Raw genomic sequence first — 22630 nt, forward strand, 5'->3', positions numbered from 1 at the left:
TGGATCACCCGATCCGGCGGGCGCGGTTGTGTGGTTTTTTATCCGGTTATCCGGGGGAGTTGTTCATGGCTGTCCAGCAAAACAAGAAGTCGCCGTCGAAGCGCGGCATGCACCGTGCGCATGATTTTCTGACCGCGCCGGCCACCGCCGTCGAGTCGACCACGGGTGAAGTCCACCTGCGTCATCACATCTCGCCGAGCGGTTTCTACCGCGGCAAGAAGGTGCTCAAGACCAAGGGCGAGTGATCATCGCTTTGTCGTTTTTTCCGGCACGCCGCAGCTGTGCGGCCTCCCCGGGCGACTTTGAATTGATCGGATGCGCGGCATGAGCTACACCCTGGCCATCGATTGCATGGGCGGGGATCATGGTCCGTCTGTCACCCTGCCTGCCGCCCTTGCCTATCTGCGCAGGGATCCGGCCTGCAGCCTGCTGCTCGTCGGGCTCAAGGATGTGCTCGACGCTGAACTGAAGCGTCTCGGTGCCAGCAACGAGTCGCGGATTTCTGTCGTCCATGCGTCCGAAGTGGTCGGCATGGACGAGCCGCCCGCGCAAGCCATGCGCGGCAAGAAGGATTCATCGATGCGTGTGGCGATCGACCTGGTGAAGGAAGGTCGCGCGCAGGCCGCAGTGTCCGCCGGCAACACCGGCGCACTGATGGCGATCTCCAAGTTCGTCCTGAAGACGCTGCCCGGCATTGACCGGCCGGCGATCGCTTCCATTCTGCCGACCGTCAAGGGCCACACTTACGTGCTGGACCTCGGCGCCAATGTCGATTGCACCTCCGAGCACCTGTTCCAGTTTGGCCTGATGGGCGCGATGCTGGTATCGGCACTCGAGTCGCGCGAGCGCCCGAGCGTAGGGCTACTCAACATCGGTGAAGAAGCGATCAAGGGCAACGAGGCGGTGAAGGGGGCAGCCGATCTGCTGCGCGCCAGCGATCTCAACTTCTACGGCAATGTCGAGGGTAACGACATCTACAAGGGCACGACCGATGTCGTGGTCTGCGATGGATTCGTCGGCAACGTCGCGCTGAAGACCTCCGAAGGTCTGGCGCAGATGATAGGCACCTTCCTGCGTGAGGAATTCAGCCGTGGGCCTTTGCGCAAGCTGATGTACCTGGTTGCCCGACCGGTCATTGCCGCCTTCCGCCGCCGTGTCGATCATCGTCGTTACAATGGCGCCAGTCTGCTCGGCCTGCGCGGTGTCGTCGTGAAGAGCCACGGCTCAAGCGATGCCTACGGATTCGAGCAGGCCATCGCCCGCGCGGCAGACGCAGTGCGCAACGATCTGATCGCCCGCATCACCGAATGCATGACACGTACCGAGGTAGCTGCATGAGTTTTTGCCGCATCACCGGCACGGGCGGCTATCTGCCCGGCGCGCCGGTGTCGAACCATGATCTGGTCGCACGGGGCATCGAGACGTCGGACGAGTGGATTGCCGACCGTACGGGCATCCGCTTCCGTCACTTTGCGGCCGAGCACGAGCATTCCAGCGACCTCGCGCTGAACGCGAGCCGCAAGGCGCTCGAAATGGCGGGTCGCGAGGCCGGCGAGGTCGATCTGATCATCGTCGCTACGTCGACGCCCGATCAGGTTTTCCCGAGTACCGCCTGCCTGTTGCAGCACAAGCTCGGCAACCGCGCGGCGACCGCGTTCGACGTGCAGGCGGTGTGCTCGGGTTTCGTCTATGCGCTGACCATCGCCGAGAAGTTCATCCGTTCCGGTTCGCACAAGTGCGCACTGGTGGTCGGGGCCGAGGTGTTCTCCCGCATTCTCGACTGGAACGACCGCGGCACCTGCGTGCTGTTCGGTGACGGTGCCGGCGCGGTGGTGCTTGAGGCATCGAGCGAGCCGGGCATCCTGTCGTCGGCGCTGCATGCCGATGGCCATTATCACGACATCCTGTCGGTGCCGGGCCAGGTCTGCAATGGCGCCATTGCCGGCACGCCCCTGCTGCAGATGGACGGCCAGGCGGTTTTCAAGTTCGCCGTGCGCGTGCTGGGCGACACCGCAGTCGAACTGATGCAGGCGGCCGAACTGCCGATGACGGCGCTCGACTGGCTGGTGCCTCACCAGGCCAATATCCGCATCCTGCAGTCGACCGCCAAGCGACTCGACATGTCGATGGACAAGGTCGTTACCACGGTGGCCGAGCACGGCAATACGTCGGCTGCGTCGGTGCCGCTGGCGCTCGATATCGCCGTCCGTGACGGCCGCATCAAGCGGGGCCAGAACGTGATGCTCGAGGGTGTGGGCGGCGGTTTCACCTGGGGCGGCGTGCTGCTCCGCTTCTGATCCACTCGCTTCCGATCCACCGATTTTCCGATGTCTTCCATGCAGAAATTCGCATTCGTTTTTCCGGGCCAGGGTTCGCAATCGGTCGGCATGATGGCCGCCTATGGCGACGATGCCGAAATCCGCGCGGCTTTTGACGAGGCCTCGCTCGCGCTGGGTGAGGACCTGTGGGCGATGGCGGCCGATGGTCCCGCTGAGCGTCTGTCGTTGACCACCAACACGCAGCCGCTGATGCTGACTGCCGGCGTCGCGGTGTTCCGCAGCTGGGTCAAGCGTACCGGTCGTACCCCTGATGTCGTCGCCGGGCACAGCTTGGGCGAGTACGCAGCGCTGGTCGCTGCCGGTGTGCTCAGGCTGAAGGATGCCGTGCCGCTGGTTCGTCTGCGCGCGCAGGCGATGCAGGACGCCGTGCCGGCCGGTACCGGCGCGATGGCCGCCGTGCTGGGTCTGGACGCCGCTGCAGTGCAGGCCTGCTGCGACGCCGCCGCACAAGGTGAAGTGGTCGCTGCAGTGAATTTCAACTCGCCCGAGCAGACGGTGATCGCCGGCCACGCCGCCGCCGTCCAGCGGGCGATGGCGTTGCTGTCGGAGCGCGGTGCCAAGCGTACGGTCGCGCTGCCGGTCAGTGCGCCCTTCCATTGCAGCCTGATGCAGCCGGCCGCCGAAAAGCTGGCCCAGGCGCTGCCCGACGTCGAATTCCGCCGGCCGCAGATCATGCTGGTCAATAACGTCGACGTTGCCTCGCCGGAAGAGCCGGACGCGATCCGCGACGCGCTGGTCCGTCAGGCGGCAGCGCCGGTGCGTTGGGTCGAGGTAATCCAGCGGATGGCAGAACTGGGCGTCATCACGGTCGCCGAGTGCGGCCCGGGCAAGGTGCTGGCCGGCCTGACCAAACGCATCGACCGCAACCTGAATGGCGTGGCGCTGTCCGACGGTGCTGCGCTGGAACAGCTTGCTCAACAGATCGGAGTGAATTGATGGGTGTTCTCGACGGACAGATTGCGCTGGTGACCGGCGCCAGCCGGGGCATCGGTCGCGCGATTGCGCTGGCGCTCGGCCAGGCGGGCGCCACGGTGATCGGCACCGCGACCAGTGAAGCCGGCGCTGCAGGCATACAGCAGTCGTTCGAGACCGCAGGCGTCCGGGGGCGGGGCATCGTGCTCGACGTGACTGATACTGCGGCGATTCCCGCCGCGATCAGCGCGATCGAGAAGGACTTCGGCACCGTTTCCGTGCTGGTGAACAACGCCGGCATCACGCGCGACAATCTCGCGATGCGGATGAAGGACGACGAGTGGCAGGCGGTCATCGACACCAACCTGAAGGCGGTGTTCACGATGTCGCGTGCCGTGATGAAGGGCATGATGAAGGCGCGTAGCGGCCGCATCATCAACATCACATCGGTGGTCGGCGAGACCGGCAATCCGGGGCAGGCCAACTATGCCGCCGCCAAGGCAGGCGTCGCCGGCATGAGCATGGCGCTGGCGCGCGAACTCGGTTCGCGCAACATCACCGTGAATTGCGTGGCGCCGGGCTTCATCGCCACCGATATGACCGAGGCGCTGGGCGATGCCGCCCGTGACGCCCTGCTGGGCCAGATTCCGCTGGGTCGCCTCGGCTCGTCCGACGAAGTGGCCGCCGCTGTCGTGTTCCTCGCGTCGCCGCTCGCCGCCTACGTGACCGGCAGTACGCTGCATGTGAATGGCGGGATGTTCATGCATTGATATTCGGCGGTGTGCGGCGCGCAAGCGCCATACACCTCCAAAGGCGAAGTGGGCCAGGCTTTCTGTTACACTCGCGCCACTTTTTTTTCGCGCTCTCACGCTCTAGTCAGGGCATACACAGGGAAGGAGTACCGCAATGGAAAACATCGAACAACGCGTCAAGAAGATCGTTGCCGAACAACTGGGCGTCAACGAAGCCGAGATCAAGAACGAATCGTCCTTCGTCGACGATCTGGGCGCTGACTCGCTCGATACGGTTGAACTGGTCATGGCGCTCGAAGAAGAGTTCGAGTGCGAGATCCCCGACGAAGAAGCCGAGAAGATCACCTCGGTGCAACAGGCCATCGATTACGTGAACCGTCATCTGGCCAGCAAGGCCTGATCGTTTCATCGAGCGGAGTACGTTTTGGCACGTAAAAGAATAGTTGTCACCGGCTTGGGCATCATTTCCCCGGTCGGGAACACGGTCGGACAAGCCTGGGAGAACATCCTGGCGGCAAAGTCGGGGATCCGTCGCATCACGCGTTTCGATCCGTCCGAACTGCCTGTCCAGATCGCGGGCGAAGTGCGCGATTTCGACGTCGCCAACTACCTGTCTCCGAAAGAGGCACGGCGTTTCGACACCTTCATCCATTTCGGCATCGCTGCCTCGATGGATGCCATCCGCGATGCCGGACTCGAGGCGAATCCGGCCAACGCCGAGCGCATCGGCGTCTGCGTCGGCTCGGGCATCGGCGGCCTGCCGATGATCGAGGAAACGCACAACGCCATGCTGGCGGGCGGCGTGCGCAAAGTGTCGCCGTTCTTCGTGCCGGGCTCGATCATCAACATGATCTCCGGCATCGTGGCCATCAACTACGGTTTCAAGGGCCCGAATTTTGCGACCGTCAGTGCCTGCGCGACGGCCAACCACTCGATTGGCGAAGCGATGCGCCTGATCGAGTATGGTGACGCCGACGTGATGATTGCCGGTGGTGCCGAATCGACGATGTGCCCGCTGGGCGTGGCCGGCTTCGCCGCTGCCAAGGCGCTGTCGGGCCGCAACGATGATCCGGAGACCGCCAGCCGTCCGTGGGACAGCGGTCGTGACGGCTTCGTGCTGGGTGAAGGTGCTGGCGTGCTGGTGCTCGAGGAGTACGAGCATGCGAAGGCCCGCGGCGCACGCATCTACTGCGAACTCGCCGGCTACGGCATGAGTGCCGACGCGCATCACATCACCGCGCCCTGCGAGGACGGCGAAGGTGCGTCGCGCAGCATGGCGAATGCACTGCGCAACGGTGGTGTGGCACTGGACGAAGTCGACTACATCAACGCTCACGGTACATCCACGCCGCTGGGCGACATTGCCGAAACGGTGGCGATCAAGCGCTGTTTTGGTGAGCACGCCAAAACGCTGTGCGTCAGCTCGACCAAGTCCATGACCGGTCACGCACTGGGCGCGGCCGCGGGTATCGAGGCGGTGGTGACGGTGATGGCGATCCACAAGCAGATCGCGCCGCCGACCGCCAATCTGCGCGACCAGGATCCGGCCTGCGATCTCGATTACGTGCCGCTGGTGCCGCGCGAGATCAACATCCGTTCCGCGCTGTCGAATTCCTTCGGTTTCGGCGGCACGAACGCGACGCTGGTCTTCCGTCGCATGTGAGCGACCGGCCTTGAACCGCGAGCGGCTTCAGGGCTTCCGGCAGATGCATCTGAAAGGGTCACGTCTTCGCGACGTGGCCCTTTTTTTCGCCTCACTGCTTGCCATCCTCGCGTCTGCGCTGTTGGGGCGCCCTATTGTCATCGTGCTCTGTACGATTGCGCTGCTGCTGACCGTGGCGGCGTGCAGGCGGGCCGCACGCGTGTGCGGGCTGGCGAGCGACGACGGTGAATCCCTCACGTGCGCGCAGTCAGCAGGTGAGGCGCTGCGTGGCCGTCCGCGCGCCGCACGGATGGGGCGTTCGTGGACCTCAGTCAAACTGGAGGAGGAGGGGGGGCGGCGGCAGTTGTTGCTGCTGTTTGCGGATCAGTTCGACAGCATCGACGACTACCGACGCTTCAGGCTGTGGTTGCGTGCAGTTCTTCAGGCTGACGCGAGCGACGCGGACGCAGGATGGTCGGGCTGGCTGCGTCGCTGGTATCGGGGTAGTCACGACTGAAATGCAGGCCGCGGCTTTCGTGCCGCTGCATCGCGCTGCGCACGATGAGATGGGCGGTCATGACCAGATTGCGCAATTCGATCAGGTCATTGCTGATGCGGAAGTGCGCGTAGTACTCGTCGATTTCGCGTTCGAGCAGACGGATGCGGTGCAGTGCGCGTTCAAGGCGCTTGTTGGTGCGGACGATGCCGACGTAGTCCCACATGAAGCGGCGCAGTTCGTCCCAGTTGTGCGCGATCACCACCTCTTCGTCGGCGTCGGTCACGCGGCTTTCGTCCCAGGCCGGCAGCTCGGGCAGGGAAGAGCCGGGGCGGGCGAGAATGTCCTGTGCCGCAGACTCCGCATAGACGAGGCACTCGAGCAGCGAGTTGCTGGCCAGCCGGTTGGCGCCGTGCAGGCCGGTGTAACTGGTTTCACCGATCGCGTACAGGCCGTCGACATCGGTGTGCGCACGCTGGTCGACTTTGACGCCGCCGCAGGTGTAGTGCGCCGCCGGCACGACAGGGATGGGTTGCCGCGTAATGTCTATGCCCAGTTCGAGACAGCGGGCATGGATATTCGGGAAATGGCTGATCAGGAAGTCGGCCGGTTTGTGCGATACGTCGAGATAGACGCAGTCGAGACCGCGCTTCTTCATTTCGTAGTCGATCGCCCGTGCCACGACATCGCGCGGCGCCAGTTCGGCGCGCTCGTCGTGCGCCGGCATGAAGCGCTCGCCGTCGGGCAGCCGCAACAGGCCGCCCTCGCCGCGCATCGCCTCGGTGATCAGGAAAGACTTGGCGTGCGGATGGTAGAGGCAGGTCGGATGGAACTGGATGAACTCCATGTTTCCCACCCGGCAACCGGCGCGCCAGGCCATCGCGATGCCGTCGCCGGTCGCGGTGTCCGGATTGGTCGTGTATAGATAGACCTTGCCGGCACCGCCGGTTGCCAGCACGACCACTGGCGCCGCAAAGGTATCGACGCGTTCGTTCTCGATATCGAGGACGTAGGCGCCGGCGCAGCCCAGTTCGGGGCGACCGATCTTCCAGCCGACGATCAGATCGACCGCCAGATGGCGTTCGAAGATATGGATGTTCGGGTGCGCCTTGACCTGTCCGGTCAGCGTCATCTGGATGGCCGAGCCGGTTGCGTCGGCCACATGCACGATGCGGCGGTGGCTGTGGCCGCCCTCGCGCGTCAGGTGGTAACCGAGCGAAGTTTGGTCGTCGCGCGTGAAGGGAACGCCGCGGCCGATCAGCCATTCGATTGCCCGTCGGCCGTTCTCGACCACGAAGCGGCTGGCTTCCGGGTCGCACAGTCCGGCACCGGCGACCAGGGTGTCGCGCAGATGCGCCTCGACCGAGTCCTCGCTGTCGAGCACGGCAGCCACGCCACCCTGGGCCCAGCTGGACGCCGAGTCCTCCAGCTTCTGCTTGGTGACCAGGGCGACCTGGCGACCGGCTTCCGCCAGTCGCAAAGCGAGCGCCTGTCCGGCCAGGCCGCTTCCGAGTACCAGCACGTCGAATGTCTGCACGGCGATCAGCACTTCAATGGGAGGGCTGCACTATATCGCAGCGCAGCGAGAGGATGCCGGCCGCAGATGTACCCGCTGCAATGAACTTTGTCGTAAGCCCCCGGTCTGTGCAGGCATGGACGCGACACTACACCCCCTCCAAGTGGTACCCAGGCCTGCGCGCTCGGATATACTGCGCGCCAGTTCAAAACCCGCGCCGGTGAAAGACCCGGGTGGCACAACATCGGCCCAGATGAGCGAGCGAGAGGTTGACCAGCTGCTTGTCGAGCGTGCGCAACGCGGCGACAAGCAGGCCTTCGGTCTGTTGGTCAGCAAGTATCAGCGCAAGCTCGGACGGCTGCTGTCGCGCCTGATACGCGACCCGGCCGAAGTGGAAGACGTGGCACAGGAGGCCTTCATCAAGGCTTACCGTGCGCTGCCCTCGTTCCGCGGTGAAAGCGCGTTTTACACGTGGCTGTACAGGATAGGCGTCAATACGGCGAAGAACTACCTCGTGTCGCAGGGGCGCAGAGCCCCGACCAGCACGGAGTTCGATTCCGAAGAGGCGGAAAACTTTGACGACAGCGACAACCTCCGGGACATCAACACCCCCGAGCGGCTGCTGCTGACCAAGCAGATCGGACAGACGGTGACCTCCGCAATGGAAGCACTGCCCGAAGAACTGCGCACAGCCATCATGTTGCGTGAGCTCGAAGGCATGGCCTACGAGGAGATCGCGACAGTGATGGATTGTCCGATCGGGACGGTGCGTTCGCGCATTTTCCGTGCCCGGGAGGCGATCGCCGAGAAGCTGCGGCCGCTGCTCGACACGGCTCCCGACAAGAGGTGGTAACAGGCATGAAAGAGAATCTGAGCGCATTCATCGACGACGAGCTCGATGAGCGCACGTCGCAGCAGGTGCTGGACCGCCTGCACGCGGACGGCGATCTGCGCGATGAGTTTGCATTGCAGGTGATGATTGGCGATGTGCTGCGTGGCGACGGCGGTTTCGACGCGCGTTTCACGGCGTCGGTCATGAGCCGGCTCGACGACGAGCCCACGGTGCTGGCGCCGGTCGCCTTCCGCGTCCAGCCCGAGGCGAAGCGGCTGTGGATGCCCGCCGCGGCGGCCGTTGCCGGCGTCGCGCTGGTGTCCTGGTTGGGGCTCGACCTCATGTCCGCTCCCGACGTGCAGCCGCAACTGGCGGTTGCTCCGGTGGTCGTGCCGGTGCAGCTCGCACAGACTGAATCGCCCCTTCGCGCCTATCTGGTCGCGCATCAGGGTTACTCGCCGACCGGCAGCATGCAGGGCGTCGCGCTCTACGCGCGCGGCGTTTCGGATCCGCAGACCGACGACCGTCGATGATCGTGCGGGCAGTCTGGCTGTTTGCGTCCCTGCTGTTTGCGCAGGGCGCGCTGGCCCAGGGGCAGCCTGAAGCGCTGTCTCTCCTCGGGCGAGCGGTGAGCGCCTCGCAGCGCACCTCCTACATCGGCACCTTTGTCTATCAGAGCGGTTCGAACGTCGAAACCTCGCGAGTCGCGCACTACGTCGACACCGAAGGCAATTCGGTGGAACGGCTGGAAGTGCTTGACGGTAGCCCGCGCGAGGTCATCCGCGTCAATGACGAGGTGCGTTGCTACCTGCCGAAGGAAAAAATCATCATCGAGGACCGGCGTGGCGCACGGAAGACTTTCCCGTCGCTGTTGCCGGAATCGGTCGGCGCGCTCAGCGATTACTACACGGTTCGCAAAGGCCCACCTGGCCGCGTCGCGGGCTTCGATACCCAGTCGGTGCTGCTCGAGCCGAAGGACGGTTACCGCTACGGTCACATGTTCTGGATCGAGGCACAGACCGGTCTCTTGCTGAAGGCTCGCATGGTGAACGAGCGCAGCGAACCGATCGAACAGTTCGCCTTCGCCCAGCTGCAGCTCGGTCCGGCGCTGACGCGTGAGGACGTGCAATCCAGGCTGGCCGCCTCGTCGTCCGGCTGGAAGGTGCACACGGCGAATTCGACCCAGGCCCAGAATGCCGACCTCGGCTGGACGATGAATGGCGACGTGCCGGGCTTCCGCCAGATCGCCGGCATGAAGCGCTCGCTCGGCCCGGACCGCCCCGACATGGTCCATATGGTGTTCTCCGACGGCCTCGCTGCGATCTCGGTATTCATCGAGCCCTACCGCAAGGAGGACGGAAACGTCGTCGGGCCGATGAAGCACGGTGCGGTCAACGTCTACAAGCGACGGCTGGCGGGCTACGTCATCACCGCGCTCGGCGAAGTGCCGCCGCACAGTCTGCAGCGCATGGCGGACGCGGTGGGACAGAAGCGTTGATGAACGTCCGTTCGGGTCAGGTCCGCCGCGTTGCCGATGGTTTCGCCTGGGTCGACGTCGAGCGCCAGAGTGGTTGCGGTCGATGTGCAGAAAGTGGCGGTTGTGGCCGGGCCTGTGAATCGGCCGCCGCGACCTACGTCATACCCGTCGACGTCGCCGTGCTGCCAGGCGAACGCGTCGATGTCGTCGTGTCGCAGCGGGCGCCGCTGATCGCCGCGCTGCTGACCTACGGCGTGGCGCTGCTCGCGCTGTTCGTGGGCGTTGCACTGGCGATGCTGCTTGCCGGCGATTCGGACCTCTCAGTGGCCGCAGGGGCCGTGGTCGGTCTGATCGCGGCAGTGCTCTGGCTGCGCGGCAGCCGCTCGCGCAGCACGCTCATTCCTTCCGTGCGTATCCTTTCCGGTCGCGACCTTTCGCCCAGATCATGAAATCCCTGTTCGCGGCTGCGGTGTTCAGCCTGAGTTGCCTGTTTGCCCTCGTTCCCCCGGCCAGCGCGCAGCGCGAACTGCCGGATTTTTCGCAACTGGTCGAGCAGCAGGGCCGGGCAGTGGTCAACATCAGCACGACGCAGAAGGTCAGTACGCGGGCGATGCCGCAGTTGCCGCCGGGGCTGGACGAAGACGACCCGATGTTCGATTTCTTCCGCCGCTTCATTCCGCAGCAACCCGGTGGGCCGGGTTCGCAGGACGCTCGCTCGCTCGGGTCAGGCTTCATCATTTCGGCCGACGGCTATCTGATGACCAACGCGCACGTGGTGGACGAAGCCGACGAAATCACCGTCCGCCTGTCCGACAAGCGCGAATTCCGGGCGCGCGTGATCGGTGCCGACAAGCGCACCGACGTCGCGCTGCTCAAGATCGACGCCACCGGCCTGCCGGTCGTCCGCTTCGGTGACGCCAACAAGCTCAAGGTCGGCGAGTGGGTGGTGGCCATCGGCTCGCCTTTCGGTTTCGAGAGCTCGGTCACCGCCGGCATCGTGTCGGCCAAGGGACGTTCGCTGCCGCAGGAAAACTTCGTTCCCTTCATCCAGACCGACGTCGCCATCAATCCCGGCAATTCGGGCGGGCCGCTGTTCAATCTGCGCGGCGAGGTGGTGGGCATCAATTCGCAGATCTACAGCCGCAACGGCGGTTTCATGGGCCTCTCCTTCGCCATTCCGATCGACGTCGCGATGGATGTGCAGTCGCAACTGCGCGCCACCGGCCGCGTACAGCGCGGACGCATCGGCGTGGTCATACAGGAAGTGACGAAGGAACTGGCTGACTCCTTCGGCCTGCCGAACGCCGAAGGTGCGCTGGTCAGTTCGGTCGAGCCGCGTGGCCCGGCGGAGAAGGCGGGCATCGAACCGGGCGACGTGATCCTGCGGTTCGACGGCAAGCAGGTCGAGAAGTCGGGCGATCTGCCGCGACTGGTGGGCGGGACGAAGCCGGGCACGGCGTCGGTCGCGCAGATCTGGCGCAACGGTGCGACGCGTGACATCCGCGTCACTGTGGCCGAACTGAGCGACGAACGCATCGACCCGCGCAAGGCTCGCCGTGGCGCAGCCCCCGAGGCGGCACCCGCGCCCAACCGGCTGGGCCTGGTGCTGTCCGAGCTGACGCCGCAGCAGAAACGCGAACTGAAGGTCGACGGCGGGCTGAAGGTCGAGGAGGTTGCCGGCAACCAGCGCTCCGATCTGCGGGCCGGCGATGTCATCCTGGCGGTAATCGCCCGCGGCAAGCAGACGCCGGTCGGCACGCTGGAGCAGTTCAACAAGATCCTCTCCAGTATCGAACCCAAGGTCGGGCTGACGGTGCTGGTGCGCCGCGGCGACAGCCAGACCTTCCTGACGCTGCGCGCGCCGAACGGGCAGGGCGACGGCAAGTGAGCGGCGCTCAGCGCGAACTGACGCTCTACCTGCGGCGCTGGTGTCATCTGTGCGACGAACTGATCGAGGCGCTCGAGCCGCTGATCGCCGGTCAGGGGATCAGCGTGCGCGAAATCGATATCGACGAGCACGAGGAATTCGAGGACGCCTATGGCGAGCACATTCCGGTGCTCTGTGCCGGCGATCGCGAACTGTGCCGGCACCGGCTGGACGAGGGGGCGGTACGGGCCTATCTGCTAGAATCGCGCGCTTGACTGCAGGCCCGGTCCGGCTGACCGCACAGGGGTGCCCGCCACGGCGCCCTTTTTTGTTTTCCGCCGCCCTTTATTGATTCCGTTCCCGATTCCATTCGACTGATGCAGCACATCCGAAATTTTTCCATCATCGCCCACATCGATCACGGCAAGTCCACGCTGGCGGACCGGCTGATCCAGCGCTGCGGCGGCCTGTCCGACCGTGAGATGGAGGCGCAGGTACTTGACTCGATGGATCTGGAGCGCGAGCGCGGCATCACCATCAAGGCGCAGACCGCTGCGCTGTCGTACAAGGCCAAGGACGGTCAGGTCTATAACCTGAACCTGATCGACACCCCGGGCCACGTCGACTTTTCCTACGAGGTGAGCCGCTCGCTGTCCGCCTGCGAAGGCGCGTTGCTGGTGGTCGACGCCTCTCAGGGCGTCGAGGCGCAGACGGTGGCCAACTGCTACACCGCGCTCGACCTCGGCGTCGAGGTGGTGCCGGTGCTGAACAAGATGGACCTGCCGCAGGCCGATCCGGACAACGCGAAGCAGGAAGTCGAGGACGTGATCGGCATCGACGCGACCGACGCCATTCCGTGTTCGGCCAAGACCGGCATGGGCATCGACGACATCCTCGAAGCGGTGATCGCGCGCATTCCGGCGCCCAAGGGTGATCCGGAGGCGCCGTTGAAGGCGCTCATCATCGATTCCTGGTTCGACAACTACGTCGGCGTGGTGATGCTGGTGCGCGTGGTCGATGGCGCGCTGAAGCCCAAGGACAAGATGCTGCTGATGTCGACCGGTGCCCAGTACCAGTGCGACCAGGTCGGCGTGTTCACGCCGAAGTCGGTGCAGAAGACCAGTCTGTCCGCCGGCGAGGTGGGCTTCATCATTTCCGGCATCAAGGAACTGCAGGCCGCCAAGGTTGGCGACACCATCACGCTGGCTGACCGCCGCGCCGATGCGCCGCTGCCTGGCTTCAAGGAGATCAAGCCGCAGGTGTTCGCCGGTCTTTACCCGGTCGAAGCCAGCGAGTACGACCAGCTGCGCGAGTCGCTGGAAAAGCTCAAGCTGAACGACGCCTCGCTGCAGTACGAGCCGGAAGTGTCGCAGGCGCTGGGCTTCGGTTTCCGCTGTGGCTTCCTCGGCATGCTGCACATGGAGATCGTGCAGGAGCGGCTGGAACGCGAATTCGACATGGACCTCATCACGACGGCGCCGACCGTGGTGTACGAGGTGCTGATGAACGACGGCAGCGTCGTCATGGTGGAAAACCCGTCCAAGCTGCCGGAGACGTCCAAGGTCGCCGAAATCCGCGAGCCCATCATCAAGGCGGTCATCTTCATGCCGCAGGATTACCTGGGTGCGGTGATCACGCTGTGTGAGCAGAAGCGCGGTCAGCAGGTGAACATGCTCTACCACGGCCGTCAGGTGCAGCTGACCTACGACCTGCCGATGGCCGAAGTGGTGTTCGACTTCTTCGACAAGCTGAAATCGGTGTCACGCGGCTATGCCTCGCTCGACTACGAGTTCAAGGAATACCGCGCCGCCGACGTCGTGAAGCTCGATCTGATGGTGGCGGGCGAAAAGGTCGATGCGCTGTCGGTCATCGTCCATCGGGCCAACGCGCAGTTCCGCGGCCGCGAGGTGGCAGCGAAGATGCGCGAACTGATTCCGCGCCAGATGTTCGACGTGCCGGTGCAAGCGGCGATCGGTGCGCACATCATCGCGCGCGAAACGATCAAGGCGCTGCGCAAGAACGTGCTGGCCAAGTGCTACGGCGGCGACATCACGCGGAAGAAGAAGCTGCTGGAAAAGCAGAAGGCCGGCAAGAAGCGCATGAAGCAGGTGGGCAATGTGGAAATTCCGCAGGAAGCCTTCCTTGCCGTGCTGCGGGTGGATGACAAATAAGACGGCGGCCCTCCGGACGACCGATCAGACCTAAAACGCGACTGGATTCCCATCTTGAATTTCGCACTGATTCTTTTTGTGCTGTGTGTGCTCACGGGCATTCTGTGGGTGATGGACAAGGCGGTGTTCGCCAAGCAACGCCCGGCCGGTACGCCCGATCCGTGGTGGGTTGAGTACGGCGCCAGTTTCTTCCCCGTCATCATCGTCGTGTTCACGCTGCGCAGTTTCGTCGTCGAACCCTTCCGCATTCCGTCCGGCTCGATGATTCCGACCCTGCTGGTGGGCGACTTCATCCTGGTGAACAAATACACCTACGGCGTGCGGCTGCCGGTGCTCAACACCAAGATCGTCGACATGAATGATCCGCAGCGCGGCGATGTGATGGTGTTCCGCTACCCGGCCGATCCGTCGGTCGACTACATCAAGCGCGTGGTCGGTCTGCCGGGCGACAAGATCGCCTACCAGAACAAGCGACTCACCATCAACGGCGTCGAGGTGCCGGTGAAGGCGCAGGAGGACTACTTCCACAAGGAACGTGCCTACTATTCCAATCGTTACTCGGAAACGCTGGGCGAGGTCGAACATTCCATCCTGAACGACCGCGACGCGCGCGCCGACGTACCGATGGCGCTCGATTTTCCGGGCCGCGAGAACTGTGTCTACAATCACGAAGGGGTGAGCTGCGAGGTGCCGGCCGGCCACTATTTCGTGCTGGGCGACAACCGCGACCAGAGTGCCGACAGCCGCGTCTGGGGCTTCGTGCCGGACGCCAACATCGTCGGCAAGGCCTTCTTCGTCTGGTTCCACGCGGATGCCATCGTGCCGCCGAAGGGCATCGATTTCGGCCGCATCGGCAGCTTCCGTTGATCAGGCAGCGTCAGACAATCAGAACAGGCAACAGGGAGACAGCGATGCAGCGCAAGCAGTCCGGTCTGAGCATGGTGGGATTCATTCTGGTGGCGGGTCTGGTTGCCATCGTCGTCATCCTCGGCATGAAGTCGGTGCCGGCGGTGATCGAGTACTACACCATCCTGAAGAACGTGAAAGCCATCGTGAAGAGCGGCGAGGTCAAGGGTGGCACCGTCGCCGACTACCGCAATGCCTACGCCAAGCGCGCCATCATGGACGAAATGTCCAGCGTCACGCCGGCCGATCTCGACATCGTCAAGGACACCCAGGGCGTCGAGATTTCCTTCGCCTACCAGCGCAAGGTACCGCTGTGGGGGCCGGTGAGCCTGTTGTTCGAATTCGAAGGGTCGGCCTCGGGGTCGAACTGACGCGTTGAACCCGGATGCCCAGATCGAGCAGGCGCTCGGCCACGTTTTCGCGTCGCGCGCACTGCTCGCACAGGCGCTGACGCACAGCAGCTTCTCTTCTACCCACAACGAGCGGCTCGAACTGCTGGGCGACGCGGTGCTCGACTGCGTCGCCACCGACCTGCTTTTCCGTCGCTTTCCGGACGTGCCCGAAGGCCTGCTGTCGCGGCTGCGCGCGTCGCTGGTGAAGGAAGACACGCTGGCCGAAATCGCTGCCGCCATCGCTGTCGGCGACGCGCTGCGGCTCAGCGCGGGCGAGCTGAAGACCGGCGGTCGCAGCCGCCCGGCGCTGCTGGCGAATGCACTCGAAGCGCTGATCGGCGCAGTCTTCCTCGAAGGCGGCTACGAGGCGGCGCGCAAGGTGGTCGCACGGCTGCTTGATGCCCGCCTGAATGCACTGAATCCCGAGCGCGACGCCCGCGACCCGAAGACGGCGCTGCAGGAATGGCTGCACGCGCGGGCCAAGAAACCGCCGCGCTACGAAATCGCCTCCACCTCCGGGCCGGCGCACGCGCCGGTGTTCTGCGCCGCCTGCATCGTCGAAGCCTATGGTCTGCGCACCGAAGGCGAAGGGCGCAGCCGCCGCCACGCCGAGCAGGCCGCCGCCACGCGCGCACTCGAACAACTTCAGGGGCAGTCATGACCGACATCACTCATTGCGGCTTCATCGCCATCGTCGGTCGACCCAACGTCGGCAAGTCGACGCTGATGAACCGGCTGATCGGCCAGAAGGTGAGCATCACCTCGGCCAAGGCGCAGACCACGCGTCACCGCATCCACGGCGTGCTGACGCGCGACGCGCACCAGTTCGTGTTCGTCGATACGCCCGGCTTCCAGACCAAGCACCGCAATGCGCTCAACCGCGTGATGAATCGCGCGGTCACGCAGGCGCTGGCCGACGTGGACGTGATCCTGTTCGTCATTGAAGCCGGTCGGCTGACCGAGGCCGACGAAGAGGTGATCGCGCTGCTGCCGAAGGACCGCCCAGTGCTGCTGCTGCTGAACAAGACCGACAAGACCGGCGACCGCGCCAAGCTGCTGCCCTTCGTCGAACGCATCGCGAAGCTGCACGACTTCCACGCCATCATGCCGGTCAGCGCGCAGCGCGGCGACGGGCTCGATGCGCTGCTGAAGGTGGCCGGCGAACTGCTGCCGGAAGGTCAGGCGATGTTCGACGCCGACGACTTCACCGACCGTAGCGAGCGCTTCCTCGCCGCCGAATACATTCGCGAAAAACTGTTCCGGCAACTGGGTGACGAACTGCCTTACGGGCTGGCGGTCGAGATCGAGCGCTTCGAGGCGGAAGGCACTCTGCGCCGCATCGCCGCCTGTGTCATCGTCAGCCGCGAGGCGCACAAGGGCATCGTGATCGGGCAGGGCGGCGAGGTACTGAAGTCGGTCGGTTCGGCCGCGCGCAGCGATATGGAGAAAGTGTTCGGTTCCAAGGTCTTTCTCGAACTGCACGTGAAGGTGCGCAGCGGCTGGGCCGACGACGAGCGCGCGCTGAAGAGCCTGGGCTTCGAGCCATGACCACTTCGGTGATGCGCGCCATCCGCGCTGACGGGCCCACTGCCGGGAAGGCCGTGCCGTGAGCTCCGGCAAGCAGCGGGTGGACGGCCAGCCGGCCTTCCTGCTGCAGGCACACCCCTATCGCGAAACGAGCCTGGTGGTCGACGTGTTCAGCCGCGACTTCGGCCGCATCGGCCTGGTGGCGCGCGGCGCCAAACGGCCGCGTTCGCAGCTGCGTGGCGTGCTGGTCGAATTCCAGCCGCTGGATCTGGGCTGGTTCGGTGCCGGCGAACTGCGCACGCTGGCGCGTGCCGAATGGCAGCGTGCATGGCCCATGCTGTCCGGTCCGCGTCTGCTGCTGGGCTACTATCTGAACGAATTGCTGCAGCGCCTGCTGGCGCGCGACGATGCGCATCCGGCGCTGTTCGACCTGTACGCCGAGGCGGTGCAGAAGCTCGCGCTGGCGCCGGCCGAGACGGTGCGCCACGAGGCGCTGCTGCGCGGTTTCGAGAAGGCGCTGCTGCGCGAACTGGGCTACGGACTGACGCTCGATCACGATGCCAACGGTGACGCGATCGATCCGGCGGCGCACTACATGTACAAGCCCGAACTCGGTCTGCTCGAAGGTGAGGGCGGTGTGGACGAGGTCAGCCTGAGCGGTGCGCAGGCGCTGGCCATCCACGCCGACGACTACGCCGACGCGCAGGTTGCGCGGCTGGCGAAGACACTGATGCGCGTGCTGATCGCGCATTATCTGCAGGGACAGGAGCTGCGCACGCGGCGCGTTTTCATCGAACTACAGGATCTCTGAACATGATCGAACTGGGCGTCAATATCGACCACGTGGCCACGATACGGCAGGCCCGCCGCACCTATGAACCGGATCCGGTATGGGCGGCGGTCGAGGCCCACCTGGGCGGTGCCGACGGCATCACCGTGCACCTGCGAGAAGACCGCCGCCACATCCAGGACGACGACGTGCGCCGGCTGCGCGATCTGGTGCACATCAAGCTCAATCTCGAAATGGCGGCCACCGAGGAAATGGTGGGCATTGCCTGCGCGCTGAAGCCGGAAATGGCGATGCTGGTGCCGGAAGGCCGGCACGAGGTGACGACCGAGGGCGGGCTGGACATCGTGTCGCAGGAAGAGCGTCTTACCGGTGTGGTCGGCCGCCTGCGCGACGCAGGCATCGTCACCAGCGTGTTCATCGACGCCGAGCCAGCGCAGATCGAGGCGGCCGCGCGCATCGGTGCCCAGGTATGCGAGGTGCACACCGGCCCCTACGCTCACGCCTTCCACGGCCTCGGCCGCGATCGCGAATCGCAGGCGGTGGTGGTCGAGCTCGATAAGGTGCGCGCCGGCGGCAAGCTCATCCGCGACCTCGGCATGCGTTTCAACGCCGGCCACGCGCTGAACTACGCCAACGTGCAGCCGGTGGCCGAACTGCCGGGCGTGCGCGAACTGCACATCGGCCACGCCATCGTCAGCCGCTCGGTGTTCGTCGGTCTGCGCGAAGCGGTGCGCGAAATGAAGGCACTGATGCGCGAGGCGGCCGGGAGGGCTGCGTGATCTTCGGCGTCGGCACCGACCTGTGCGGCGTCGCGCGTTTTGAGCGCATGCTGGCCGAGGACGGTGACGCCATCGCGCGGCGCATCCTCGCCGCCGCCGAAGTGCCCGAGTACGAATCGGCGAAGCAGCCGGCGCATTTCCTGGCCAAGCGCTTCGCTGCCAAGGAGGCGCTGGGCAAGGCGCTGGGCACCGGCATCCGTACGCCGGTGCTGCTGCGTTCGATTGCCGTGACGCACGACGATCTGGGCAAACCTGCCTTCGCCTACGACGAAACGTTGACGGCGTGGATGAGCGCACGCGGCCTGCGTGCCCATCTGTCGCTATCCGACGAAACCGAACACGCGCTTGCCTTCGTGGTGGTCGAGCGCACGGAGAACACTGCATGAGAACGACCCCGCCCGGACCGGTCATGATCGACGTGGCCGGCTTCGAACTGGATGCCGAAGACCGCGAGCTGCTGGCTCACCCGTCGGTCGGTGGGCTCATCCTGTTCGCGCGCAACTTCCATGACGCGCAACAGCTGGCCGCGCTGACCGATGCCATCCACGCAGTGCGCAGGCCGCCGCTGCTGATCGCGGTCGATCACGAAGGTGGCCGGGTGCAGCGCTTCAAGTCCGATGGCTTTACCCATCTGCCGTCGATGCGCACGCTGGGTATTCGCTACGAGGCGGACGCACAAGGCGCGCTGGCCGACGCACGTGCCGCCGGCTATGTACTGGCGGCCGAACTGCGCGCGCTCGGCGTTGATCTGTCCTTCACGCCGGTGCTCGATCTCGATTTCGGTCGCAGCGGCGTGATTGGCGATCGCGCCTTCCACCGTGACCCGGCCATCGTCGCGCCGCTGGCGGGTGCATTGGCGGAGGGCCTGCGCGCGGCCGGCATGAAGTCGGTCGGCAAGCACTTCCCCGGCCACGGCTTTGCCGAGGCCGATTCGCACGTCGCGATTCCGGTCGACGAGCGCGACTTCGACACCATCTGGGCCGACGACATCCGTCCCTACATCGACCTCGGCAAGCAGATCGACGCGGTCATGCCAGCGCACGTGATCTATCCCGCGGTCGATCGCATGCCGGCCGGTTTTTCGCGCGCCTGGGTGCAGGGCATCCTGCGCGAGAAGCTCGCTTTTGATGGCGTGGTGTTCAGCGACGACCTGTCGATGGAAGGCGCGTCAGTGGCGGGCGACGTGGTCGCGCGCGCCGAAGCGGCGTGGGATGCGGGCTGCGACATGGTGCTGGTGTGCAATGCGCGCGACCAGGCGGTGAAGCTGATCGACGGCTGGCGCCCTGCATTCGACAGCGTGCGCAGTGCGCGCGTCGAGTCGCTGATGCCGAAACAACCCTACGGGGATCGCACGGTGCTGGCACAGGACGCACGCTATCGCGATGCGCTCGGCACGGTGCAGCGCCTGATCGCCTGACAGAGGACACCGCGAGGCATGGGTTTCGACGCGAAGGCCTGGTTGCCGACGGTGCCGGAGGATCCCGGCGTCTATCGCATGATAGGCGCCGAGGAGGACGTGCTCTACGTCGGCAAGGCGAAGAACCTGCGCCGGCGCGTGTCGTCCTACTTCCAGCGCACGCCGTCGAGCCCGCGCATCGGCCTCATGGTGGCGCAGGTCGCGCGGGTGGACATCACCGTCGTCAGGTCGGAAGCCGAGGCCCTCATCCTCGAGAACAACCTGATCAAGAGCCTGCGGCCGAAGTACAACATCCTGTTCCGGGACGACAAGTCCTACCCCTACATCCGCATCAGCAACGACCGCTTTCCGCGCATCGGCTTCTTCCGCGGCACCGTGGGGCGCGACGCGCGTTACTTCGGGCCGCTGCCGAACGTTTGGGCGGTGCGCGACACGATACAGCTGGTGCAGCGTGCCTTCCTGCTGCGCACCTGCGAAAACAGCGTGTTCGCCAACCGTTCGCGGCCCTGTCTATTGCACCAGATCCACCGCTGTTCAGCGCCCTGCGTCGACCTCGTGTCGAAGGAGGACTACGACGAGGACGTGCGACTGACCGCGCTTTTCCTGAATGGCCGTCATTCCGAGGTGATCGACAAGCTGTCGGCGCAGATGAACGCCGCCGCCGAAGCGCTCGCCTTCGAGAAGGCGGCGCAGATACGCGACCAGATCCGTGCGCTGTCCAAGGTGCTGCACAAGCAGTTCGCTGACAGCGCGCGCGACGAGGACCTCGACATCGTCGTGGCCATCGAGCGCGACGGCGCCGCCTGCGTCAATCACGCGATGGTGCGCGGCGGCCGCCACCTCGGCGATCACGCCCACTTCCCGGCGGCCGGGCAGGGCAGCGCGGCCGACATGCTGGTGGCTTTCCTCAGCCAGCACTACGCAAGCGGCAACGCGCCCAGGCGCATCGTTGTCAATGTGCTGCCGGAGGATGAAGTGGAGGCCCCGCTGCCCGGCTCGACACTTGCGCTCGCCCGCAACGAACGCGAACGCGCGTGGGCGGACATGGCGCTGAAGAACGCCGAGATCGCGCTGCGCGCGAAGATCGACGCCGGCGCGCGCGCGTCGCACCGCGTCGCCGCACTGGTCGAGGCGCTCGAACTCGATATCGCACCGGAGCGCATCGAATGCTTCGACATCAGTCACACGATGGGTGAAGCGACCGTCGCCTCCTGTGTCGTGTGGGCCAACGGCGCGATGCGCAACGGCGAGTACCGCCGCTACAACATCGACGGCATCACGCCGGGTGACGACTACGCGGCGATGCGTCAGGTGCTGACGCGGCGCTACGAGAAGGTGGCGAGCGGCGAGGGCGCGCGGCCCGATCTGGTGCTGATCGACGGCGGCAAGGGCCAGCTCGGCATCGCCGTCGAGGTGATGGCCGAACTCGGGCTCGATCTGCCGCTGGTCGGCGTGGCCAAGGGCGAAGAGCGCAAGATGGGCGCCGAGGAGCTGATACGCCCGGGTGTCGCCGCGGGCCTGGTGCTTGGTCCCGACCACCCGGCCCTGCACCTGATCGCCGAAATCCGCGACGAGGCGCACCGTTTCGCCATCGCGGGTCACCGCGCCAAGCGCGCGAAGAAGCGGCTGACGTCGACGCTGGAAGACATTCCGGGCATCGGTCCGGCGCGCCGCAAGCGCCTGCTCACCACCTTCGGCGGGCTGGCCGGCGTGCGCAATGCCACGGTCGAAGACCTGTGCCGGGTCGAAGGCATCAGCCGCAAGCTCGCCGAACAGATACAGCGGCAGTTAAACTAGGGCACATGTTTACGCTGCCAACCGCGCTGACCTGGGCGCGCATCCTGCTCATTCCGCTGTTCGTCGGCGTTTTCTTCCTGCCTGACCAGACGCTGGTGATGCCGGACAAGAACCTGATCGCGACCGTCGTGTTCGTCATCGCGGCCATCACCGACTGGCTCGACGGCTACCTCGCGCGCACGCTGAACCAGACGTCCGCCTTCGGTGCTTTCCTCGACCCGGTGGCCGACAAGCTGATGGTGGCGGCAGCCCTGATCATGCTGGTCGAGCTCGACCGCACCAGCACCGTCATCGCCCTCATCATCATCGGTCGCGAAATCACCATTTCCGCTTTGCGCGAATGGATGGCCAAGGTGGGGGCGGCGCGCAGCGTCGCCGTGTCGATGATAGGCAAGGTGAAAACGACGGCGCAGATGATCGCCATCCCGATGCTGCTGTACTTCGATCCGCTGTTCGGCATCGACGTCGGCTTCATCGGCGGCAAGCTGATCTGGATCGCCGCGGTGCTCACCGTGTGGTCCATGGTGTACTACATGCGAAAGGCATGGCCCGAACTGCGTGCGCGCAAGGCGATCTGAGCGCGCCGCAAAAATCTTCGGCGCGAAGTGTTGACAGCTTTTTCGGCAGGCCTATAATGCGCGCCTGTCTTGCGGGAATAGCTCAGTTGGTAGAGCGCAACCTTGCCAAGGTTGAGGTCGCGAGTTCGAGCCTCGTTTCCCGCTCCAAGATTTGAAAAAGGGGAAGTTCTTCTTCCCCTTTTTATTTGCAGCCCCTGACCGGGCTGCACCACCGGCGAGGTGGCAGAGTGGTCATGCAGCGGCCTGCAAAGCCGTGGACGCCGGTTCGATTCCGACCCTCGCCTCCAGGACAATTCGGTCGGTACGCAAGTGCCGATACGCGGGAATAGCTCAGTTGGTAGAGCGCAACCTTGCCAAGGTTGAGGTCGCGAGTTCGAGCCTCGTTTCCCGCTCCAACACCCAGAACGGGGACGCCTTTCGAGGCGTCCCCGTTCTGCTTT

26 protein-coding genes and 3 tRNA genes are annotated in these 22630 nt (G+C 65.1%); 28 read left to right on the forward strand and 1 reads right to left on the reverse strand.

Going from position 1 to position 22630, the window contains the following annotated elements; all coding sequences use genetic code 11:
• The first annotated feature begins 65 nt into the window (after positions 1 to 65).
• The 8 genes from rpmF to METFAM1_RS21375 all read left to right on the forward strand — a co-directional run bounded on the left by rpmF (position 66) and on the right by METFAM1_RS21375 (position 6162).
• Positions 66 to 245, forward strand: coding sequence for a 50S ribosomal protein L32 (rpmF, locus tag METFAM1_RS0101820; RefSeq protein WP_019917801.1), 180 nt, complete (start codon positions 66 to 68; stop codon positions 243 to 245).
• 79 nt (positions 246 to 324) lie between these two features.
• On the forward strand, positions 325 to 1338 hold the full coding sequence (plsX, locus tag METFAM1_RS0101825) for a phosphate acyltransferase PlsX (protein ID WP_024300378.1): 1014 nt from the start codon (positions 325 to 327) through the stop codon (positions 1336 to 1338).
• A complete protein-coding gene (locus METFAM1_RS0101830; protein WP_019917803.1) occupies positions 1335 to 2297 on the forward strand; it encodes a beta-ketoacyl-ACP synthase III in 963 nt (320 codons plus the stop codon). The genes plsX and METFAM1_RS0101830 overlap by 4 nt, the downstream gene beginning before the upstream one ends.
• Before the next feature lie 39 nt (positions 2298 to 2336).
• On the forward strand, positions 2337 to 3275 hold the full coding sequence (gene fabD / locus METFAM1_RS0101835) for an ACP S-malonyltransferase (protein ID WP_019917804.1): 939 nt from the start codon (positions 2337 to 2339) through the stop codon (positions 3273 to 3275).
• A complete protein-coding gene (fabG, locus tag METFAM1_RS0101840; protein WP_019917805.1) occupies positions 3275 to 4021 on the forward strand; it encodes a 3-oxoacyl-ACP reductase FabG in 747 nt (248 codons plus the stop codon). Before fabD ends, fabG begins: the two co-directional genes overlap by 1 nt.
• A 136-nt stretch (positions 4022 to 4157) precedes the next feature.
• Positions 4158 to 4403: an acyl carrier protein gene (gene acpP / locus METFAM1_RS0101845; RefSeq protein WP_019917806.1), complete on the forward strand. Its 246-nt coding sequence runs from the start codon at positions 4158 to 4160 to the stop codon at positions 4401 to 4403.
• A gap of 24 nt (positions 4404 to 4427) precedes the next feature.
• On the forward strand, positions 4428 to 5666 hold the full coding sequence (fabF, locus tag METFAM1_RS0101850) for a beta-ketoacyl-ACP synthase II (protein ID WP_024300379.1): 1239 nt from the start codon (positions 4428 to 4430) through the stop codon (positions 5664 to 5666).
• 43 nt (positions 5667 to 5709) lie between these two features.
• Entirely contained in the window at positions 5710 to 6162 is a 453-nt protein-coding gene (locus METFAM1_RS21375) for a protein YgfX (RefSeq protein WP_408630420.1), read from the forward strand.
• On the opposite strand, the gene nadB is transcribed toward METFAM1_RS21375, so the two are convergent.
• Positions 6062 to 7678, reverse strand: coding sequence for an L-aspartate oxidase (gene nadB, locus METFAM1_RS0101855; protein WP_024300380.1), 1617 nt, complete (start codon positions 7676 to 7678; stop codon positions 6062 to 6064). The two genes, METFAM1_RS21375 and nadB, sit on opposite strands and share 101 nt — an antisense overlap.
• Positions 7679 to 7910: 232 nt before the next feature.
• On the opposite strand from nadB, the gene rpoE reads away from it, so the two are divergent.
• From rpoE to METFAM1_RS0101955, 20 genes are all read left to right on the forward strand, one after another.
• Positions 7911 to 8510 (forward strand): RNA polymerase sigma factor RpoE, encoded by a 600-nt coding sequence (rpoE, locus tag METFAM1_RS0101860; protein ID WP_019917809.1) that lies wholly within the window; start codon positions 7911 to 7913, stop codon positions 8508 to 8510.
• A gap of 5 nt (positions 8511 to 8515) precedes the next feature.
• Entirely contained in the window at positions 8516 to 9022 is a 507-nt protein-coding gene (locus METFAM1_RS0101865) for a sigma-E factor negative regulatory protein (RefSeq protein ID WP_019917810.1), read from the forward strand.
• On the forward strand, positions 9019 to 9987 hold the full coding sequence (locus METFAM1_RS0101870) for a MucB/RseB family sigma factor regulatory protein (RefSeq protein ID WP_019917811.1): 969 nt from the start codon (positions 9019 to 9021) through the stop codon (positions 9985 to 9987). Before METFAM1_RS0101865 ends, METFAM1_RS0101870 begins: the two co-directional genes overlap by 4 nt.
• Positions 9987 to 10415: a SoxR reducing system RseC family protein gene (locus METFAM1_RS0101875; protein ID WP_019917813.1), complete on the forward strand. Its 429-nt coding sequence runs from the start codon at positions 9987 to 9989 to the stop codon at positions 10413 to 10415. Before METFAM1_RS0101870 ends, METFAM1_RS0101875 begins: the two co-directional genes overlap by 1 nt.
• On the forward strand, positions 10412 to 11854 hold the full coding sequence (locus METFAM1_RS0101880) for a DegQ family serine endoprotease (RefSeq protein ID WP_019917814.1): 1443 nt from the start codon (positions 10412 to 10414) through the stop codon (positions 11852 to 11854). Before METFAM1_RS0101875 ends, METFAM1_RS0101880 begins: the two co-directional genes overlap by 4 nt.
• On the forward strand, positions 11851 to 12108 hold the full coding sequence (locus tag METFAM1_RS0101885; protein ID WP_019917815.1) for a glutaredoxin family protein: 258 nt from the start codon (positions 11851 to 11853) through the stop codon (positions 12106 to 12108). The genes METFAM1_RS0101880 and METFAM1_RS0101885 overlap by 4 nt, the downstream gene beginning before the upstream one ends.
• A gap of 102 nt (positions 12109 to 12210) precedes the next feature.
• Positions 12211 to 14004, forward strand: coding sequence for a translation elongation factor 4 (gene lepA / locus METFAM1_RS0101890; RefSeq protein ID WP_019917816.1), 1794 nt, complete (start codon positions 12211 to 12213; stop codon positions 14002 to 14004).
• Between the two features lie 54 nt (positions 14005 to 14058).
• Positions 14059 to 14871 carry a signal peptidase I gene (gene lepB, locus METFAM1_RS0101895; protein WP_019917817.1) on the forward strand — a complete coding sequence of 271 codons (813 nt, stop codon included), beginning with the start codon at positions 14059 to 14061 and terminating at the stop codon, positions 14869 to 14871.
• 44 nt (positions 14872 to 14915) lie between these two features.
• The gene (locus METFAM1_RS0101900) at positions 14916 to 15281 is read left to right on the forward strand and encodes a DUF4845 domain-containing protein (protein ID WP_019917818.1); all 366 of its coding nucleotides are present in this window, start codon (positions 14916 to 14918) and stop codon (positions 15279 to 15281) included.
• A 4-nt stretch (positions 15282 to 15285) separates the two neighbouring features.
• On the forward strand, positions 15286 to 15963 hold the full coding sequence (gene rnc / locus METFAM1_RS0101905; RefSeq protein ID WP_019917819.1) for a ribonuclease III: 678 nt from the start codon (positions 15286 to 15288) through the stop codon (positions 15961 to 15963).
• Positions 15960 to 16850 carry a GTPase Era gene (gene era / locus METFAM1_RS0101910; protein ID WP_019917820.1) on the forward strand — a complete coding sequence of 297 codons (891 nt, stop codon included), beginning with the start codon at positions 15960 to 15962 and terminating at the stop codon, positions 16848 to 16850. The genes rnc and era overlap by 4 nt, the downstream gene beginning before the upstream one ends.
• A gap of 58 nt (positions 16851 to 16908) precedes the next feature.
• Positions 16909 to 17640 carry a DNA repair protein RecO gene (gene recO / locus METFAM1_RS0101915; protein ID WP_019917821.1) on the forward strand — a complete coding sequence of 244 codons (732 nt, stop codon included), beginning with the start codon at positions 16909 to 16911 and terminating at the stop codon, positions 17638 to 17640.
• A gap of 2 nt (positions 17641 to 17642) precedes the next feature.
• Complete coding sequence (locus METFAM1_RS0101920) at positions 17643 to 18398, forward strand: pyridoxine 5'-phosphate synthase (RefSeq protein ID WP_019917822.1); 756 nt, start codon at positions 17643 to 17645, stop codon at positions 18396 to 18398.
• Positions 18395 to 18784 carry a holo-ACP synthase gene (gene acpS / locus METFAM1_RS0101925; RefSeq protein ID WP_019917823.1) on the forward strand — a complete coding sequence of 130 codons (390 nt, stop codon included), beginning with the start codon at positions 18395 to 18397 and terminating at the stop codon, positions 18782 to 18784. Before METFAM1_RS0101920 ends, acpS begins: the two co-directional genes overlap by 4 nt.
• On the forward strand, positions 18781 to 19815 hold the full coding sequence (gene nagZ, locus METFAM1_RS0101930) for a beta-N-acetylhexosaminidase (RefSeq protein WP_027490989.1): 1035 nt from the start codon (positions 18781 to 18783) through the stop codon (positions 19813 to 19815). Before acpS ends, nagZ begins: the two co-directional genes overlap by 4 nt.
• 18 nt (positions 19816 to 19833) lie before the next feature.
• Positions 19834 to 21612: an excinuclease ABC subunit UvrC gene (gene uvrC / locus METFAM1_RS0101935; RefSeq protein WP_019917825.1), complete on the forward strand. Its 1779-nt coding sequence runs from the start codon at positions 19834 to 19836 to the stop codon at positions 21610 to 21612.
• Between the two features lie 5 nt (positions 21613 to 21617).
• A complete protein-coding gene (gene pgsA, locus METFAM1_RS0101940; RefSeq protein WP_019917827.1) occupies positions 21618 to 22190 on the forward strand; it encodes a CDP-diacylglycerol--glycerol-3-phosphate 3-phosphatidyltransferase in 573 nt (190 codons plus the stop codon).
• Between the two features lie 71 nt (positions 22191 to 22261).
• Positions 22262 to 22337 (forward strand) — tRNA-Gly (locus tag METFAM1_RS0101945).
• Positions 22338 to 22403: 66 nt separating this feature from the next.
• A tRNA-Cys gene (locus METFAM1_RS0101950) sits at positions 22404 to 22477 on the forward strand.
• A 32-nt stretch (positions 22478 to 22509) separates the two neighbouring features.
• Positions 22510 to 22585: transfer RNA gene (locus METFAM1_RS0101955), tRNA-Gly, on the forward strand.
• The last annotated feature ends 45 nt before the right edge of the window (positions 22586 to 22630 follow it).

This window comes from Methyloversatilis discipulorum (assembly GCF_000527135.1).
GTDB lineage: Bacteria > Pseudomonadota > Gammaproteobacteria > Burkholderiales > Rhodocyclaceae > Methyloversatilis > Methyloversatilis discipulorum.

What these genes read in the sequence shown, in the direction of transcription:
- rpmF (WP_019917801.1), top strand. Translation starts at nt 66, where the DNA reads ATGGCTGTCCAGCAAAACAAGAAGTCGCCGTCGAAGCGCGGCATGCAC.
- plsX (WP_024300378.1), top strand. Translation starts at nt 325, where the DNA reads ATGAGCTACACCCTGGCCATCGATTGCATGGGCGGGGATCATGGTCCG.
- METFAM1_RS0101830 (WP_019917803.1), top strand. Translation starts at nt 1,335, where the DNA reads ATGAGTTTTTGCCGCATCACCGGCACGGGCGGCTATCTGCCCGGCGCG.
- fabD (WP_019917804.1), top strand. Translation starts at nt 2,337, where the DNA reads ATGCAGAAATTCGCATTCGTTTTTCCGGGCCAGGGTTCGCAATCGGTC.
- fabG (WP_019917805.1), top strand. Translation starts at nt 3,275, where the DNA reads ATGGGTGTTCTCGACGGACAGATTGCGCTGGTGACCGGCGCCAGCCGG.
- acpP (WP_019917806.1), top strand. Translation starts at nt 4,158, where the DNA reads ATGGAAAACATCGAACAACGCGTCAAGAAGATCGTTGCCGAACAACTG.
- METFAM1_RS21375 (WP_408630420.1), top strand. Translation starts at nt 5,710, where the DNA reads ATGCATCTGAAAGGGTCACGTCTTCGCGACGTGGCCCTTTTTTTCGCC.
- rpoE (WP_019917809.1), top strand. Translation starts at nt 7,911, where the DNA reads ATGAGCGAGCGAGAGGTTGACCAGCTGCTTGTCGAGCGTGCGCAACGC.
- METFAM1_RS0101865 (WP_019917810.1), top strand. Translation starts at nt 8,516, where the DNA reads ATGAAAGAGAATCTGAGCGCATTCATCGACGACGAGCTCGATGAGCGC.
- METFAM1_RS0101870 (WP_019917811.1), top strand. Translation starts at nt 9,019, where the DNA reads ATGATCGTGCGGGCAGTCTGGCTGTTTGCGTCCCTGCTGTTTGCGCAG.
- METFAM1_RS0101875 (WP_019917813.1), top strand. Translation starts at nt 9,987, where the DNA reads ATGAACGTCCGTTCGGGTCAGGTCCGCCGCGTTGCCGATGGTTTCGCC.
- METFAM1_RS0101880 (WP_019917814.1), top strand. Translation starts at nt 10,412, where the DNA reads ATGAAATCCCTGTTCGCGGCTGCGGTGTTCAGCCTGAGTTGCCTGTTT.
- lepA (WP_019917816.1), top strand. Translation starts at nt 12,211, where the DNA reads ATGCAGCACATCCGAAATTTTTCCATCATCGCCCACATCGATCACGGC.
- METFAM1_RS0101900 (WP_019917818.1), top strand. Translation starts at nt 14,916, where the DNA reads ATGCAGCGCAAGCAGTCCGGTCTGAGCATGGTGGGATTCATTCTGGTG.
- era (WP_019917820.1), top strand. Translation starts at nt 15,960, where the DNA reads ATGACCGACATCACTCATTGCGGCTTCATCGCCATCGTCGGTCGACCC.
- METFAM1_RS0101920 (WP_019917822.1), top strand. Translation starts at nt 17,643, where the DNA reads ATGATCGAACTGGGCGTCAATATCGACCACGTGGCCACGATACGGCAG.
- nagZ (WP_027490989.1), top strand. Translation starts at nt 18,781, where the DNA reads ATGAGAACGACCCCGCCCGGACCGGTCATGATCGACGTGGCCGGCTTC.
- uvrC (WP_019917825.1), top strand. Translation starts at nt 19,834, where the DNA reads ATGGGTTTCGACGCGAAGGCCTGGTTGCCGACGGTGCCGGAGGATCCC.
- pgsA (WP_019917827.1), top strand. Translation starts at nt 21,618, where the DNA reads ATGTTTACGCTGCCAACCGCGCTGACCTGGGCGCGCATCCTGCTCATT.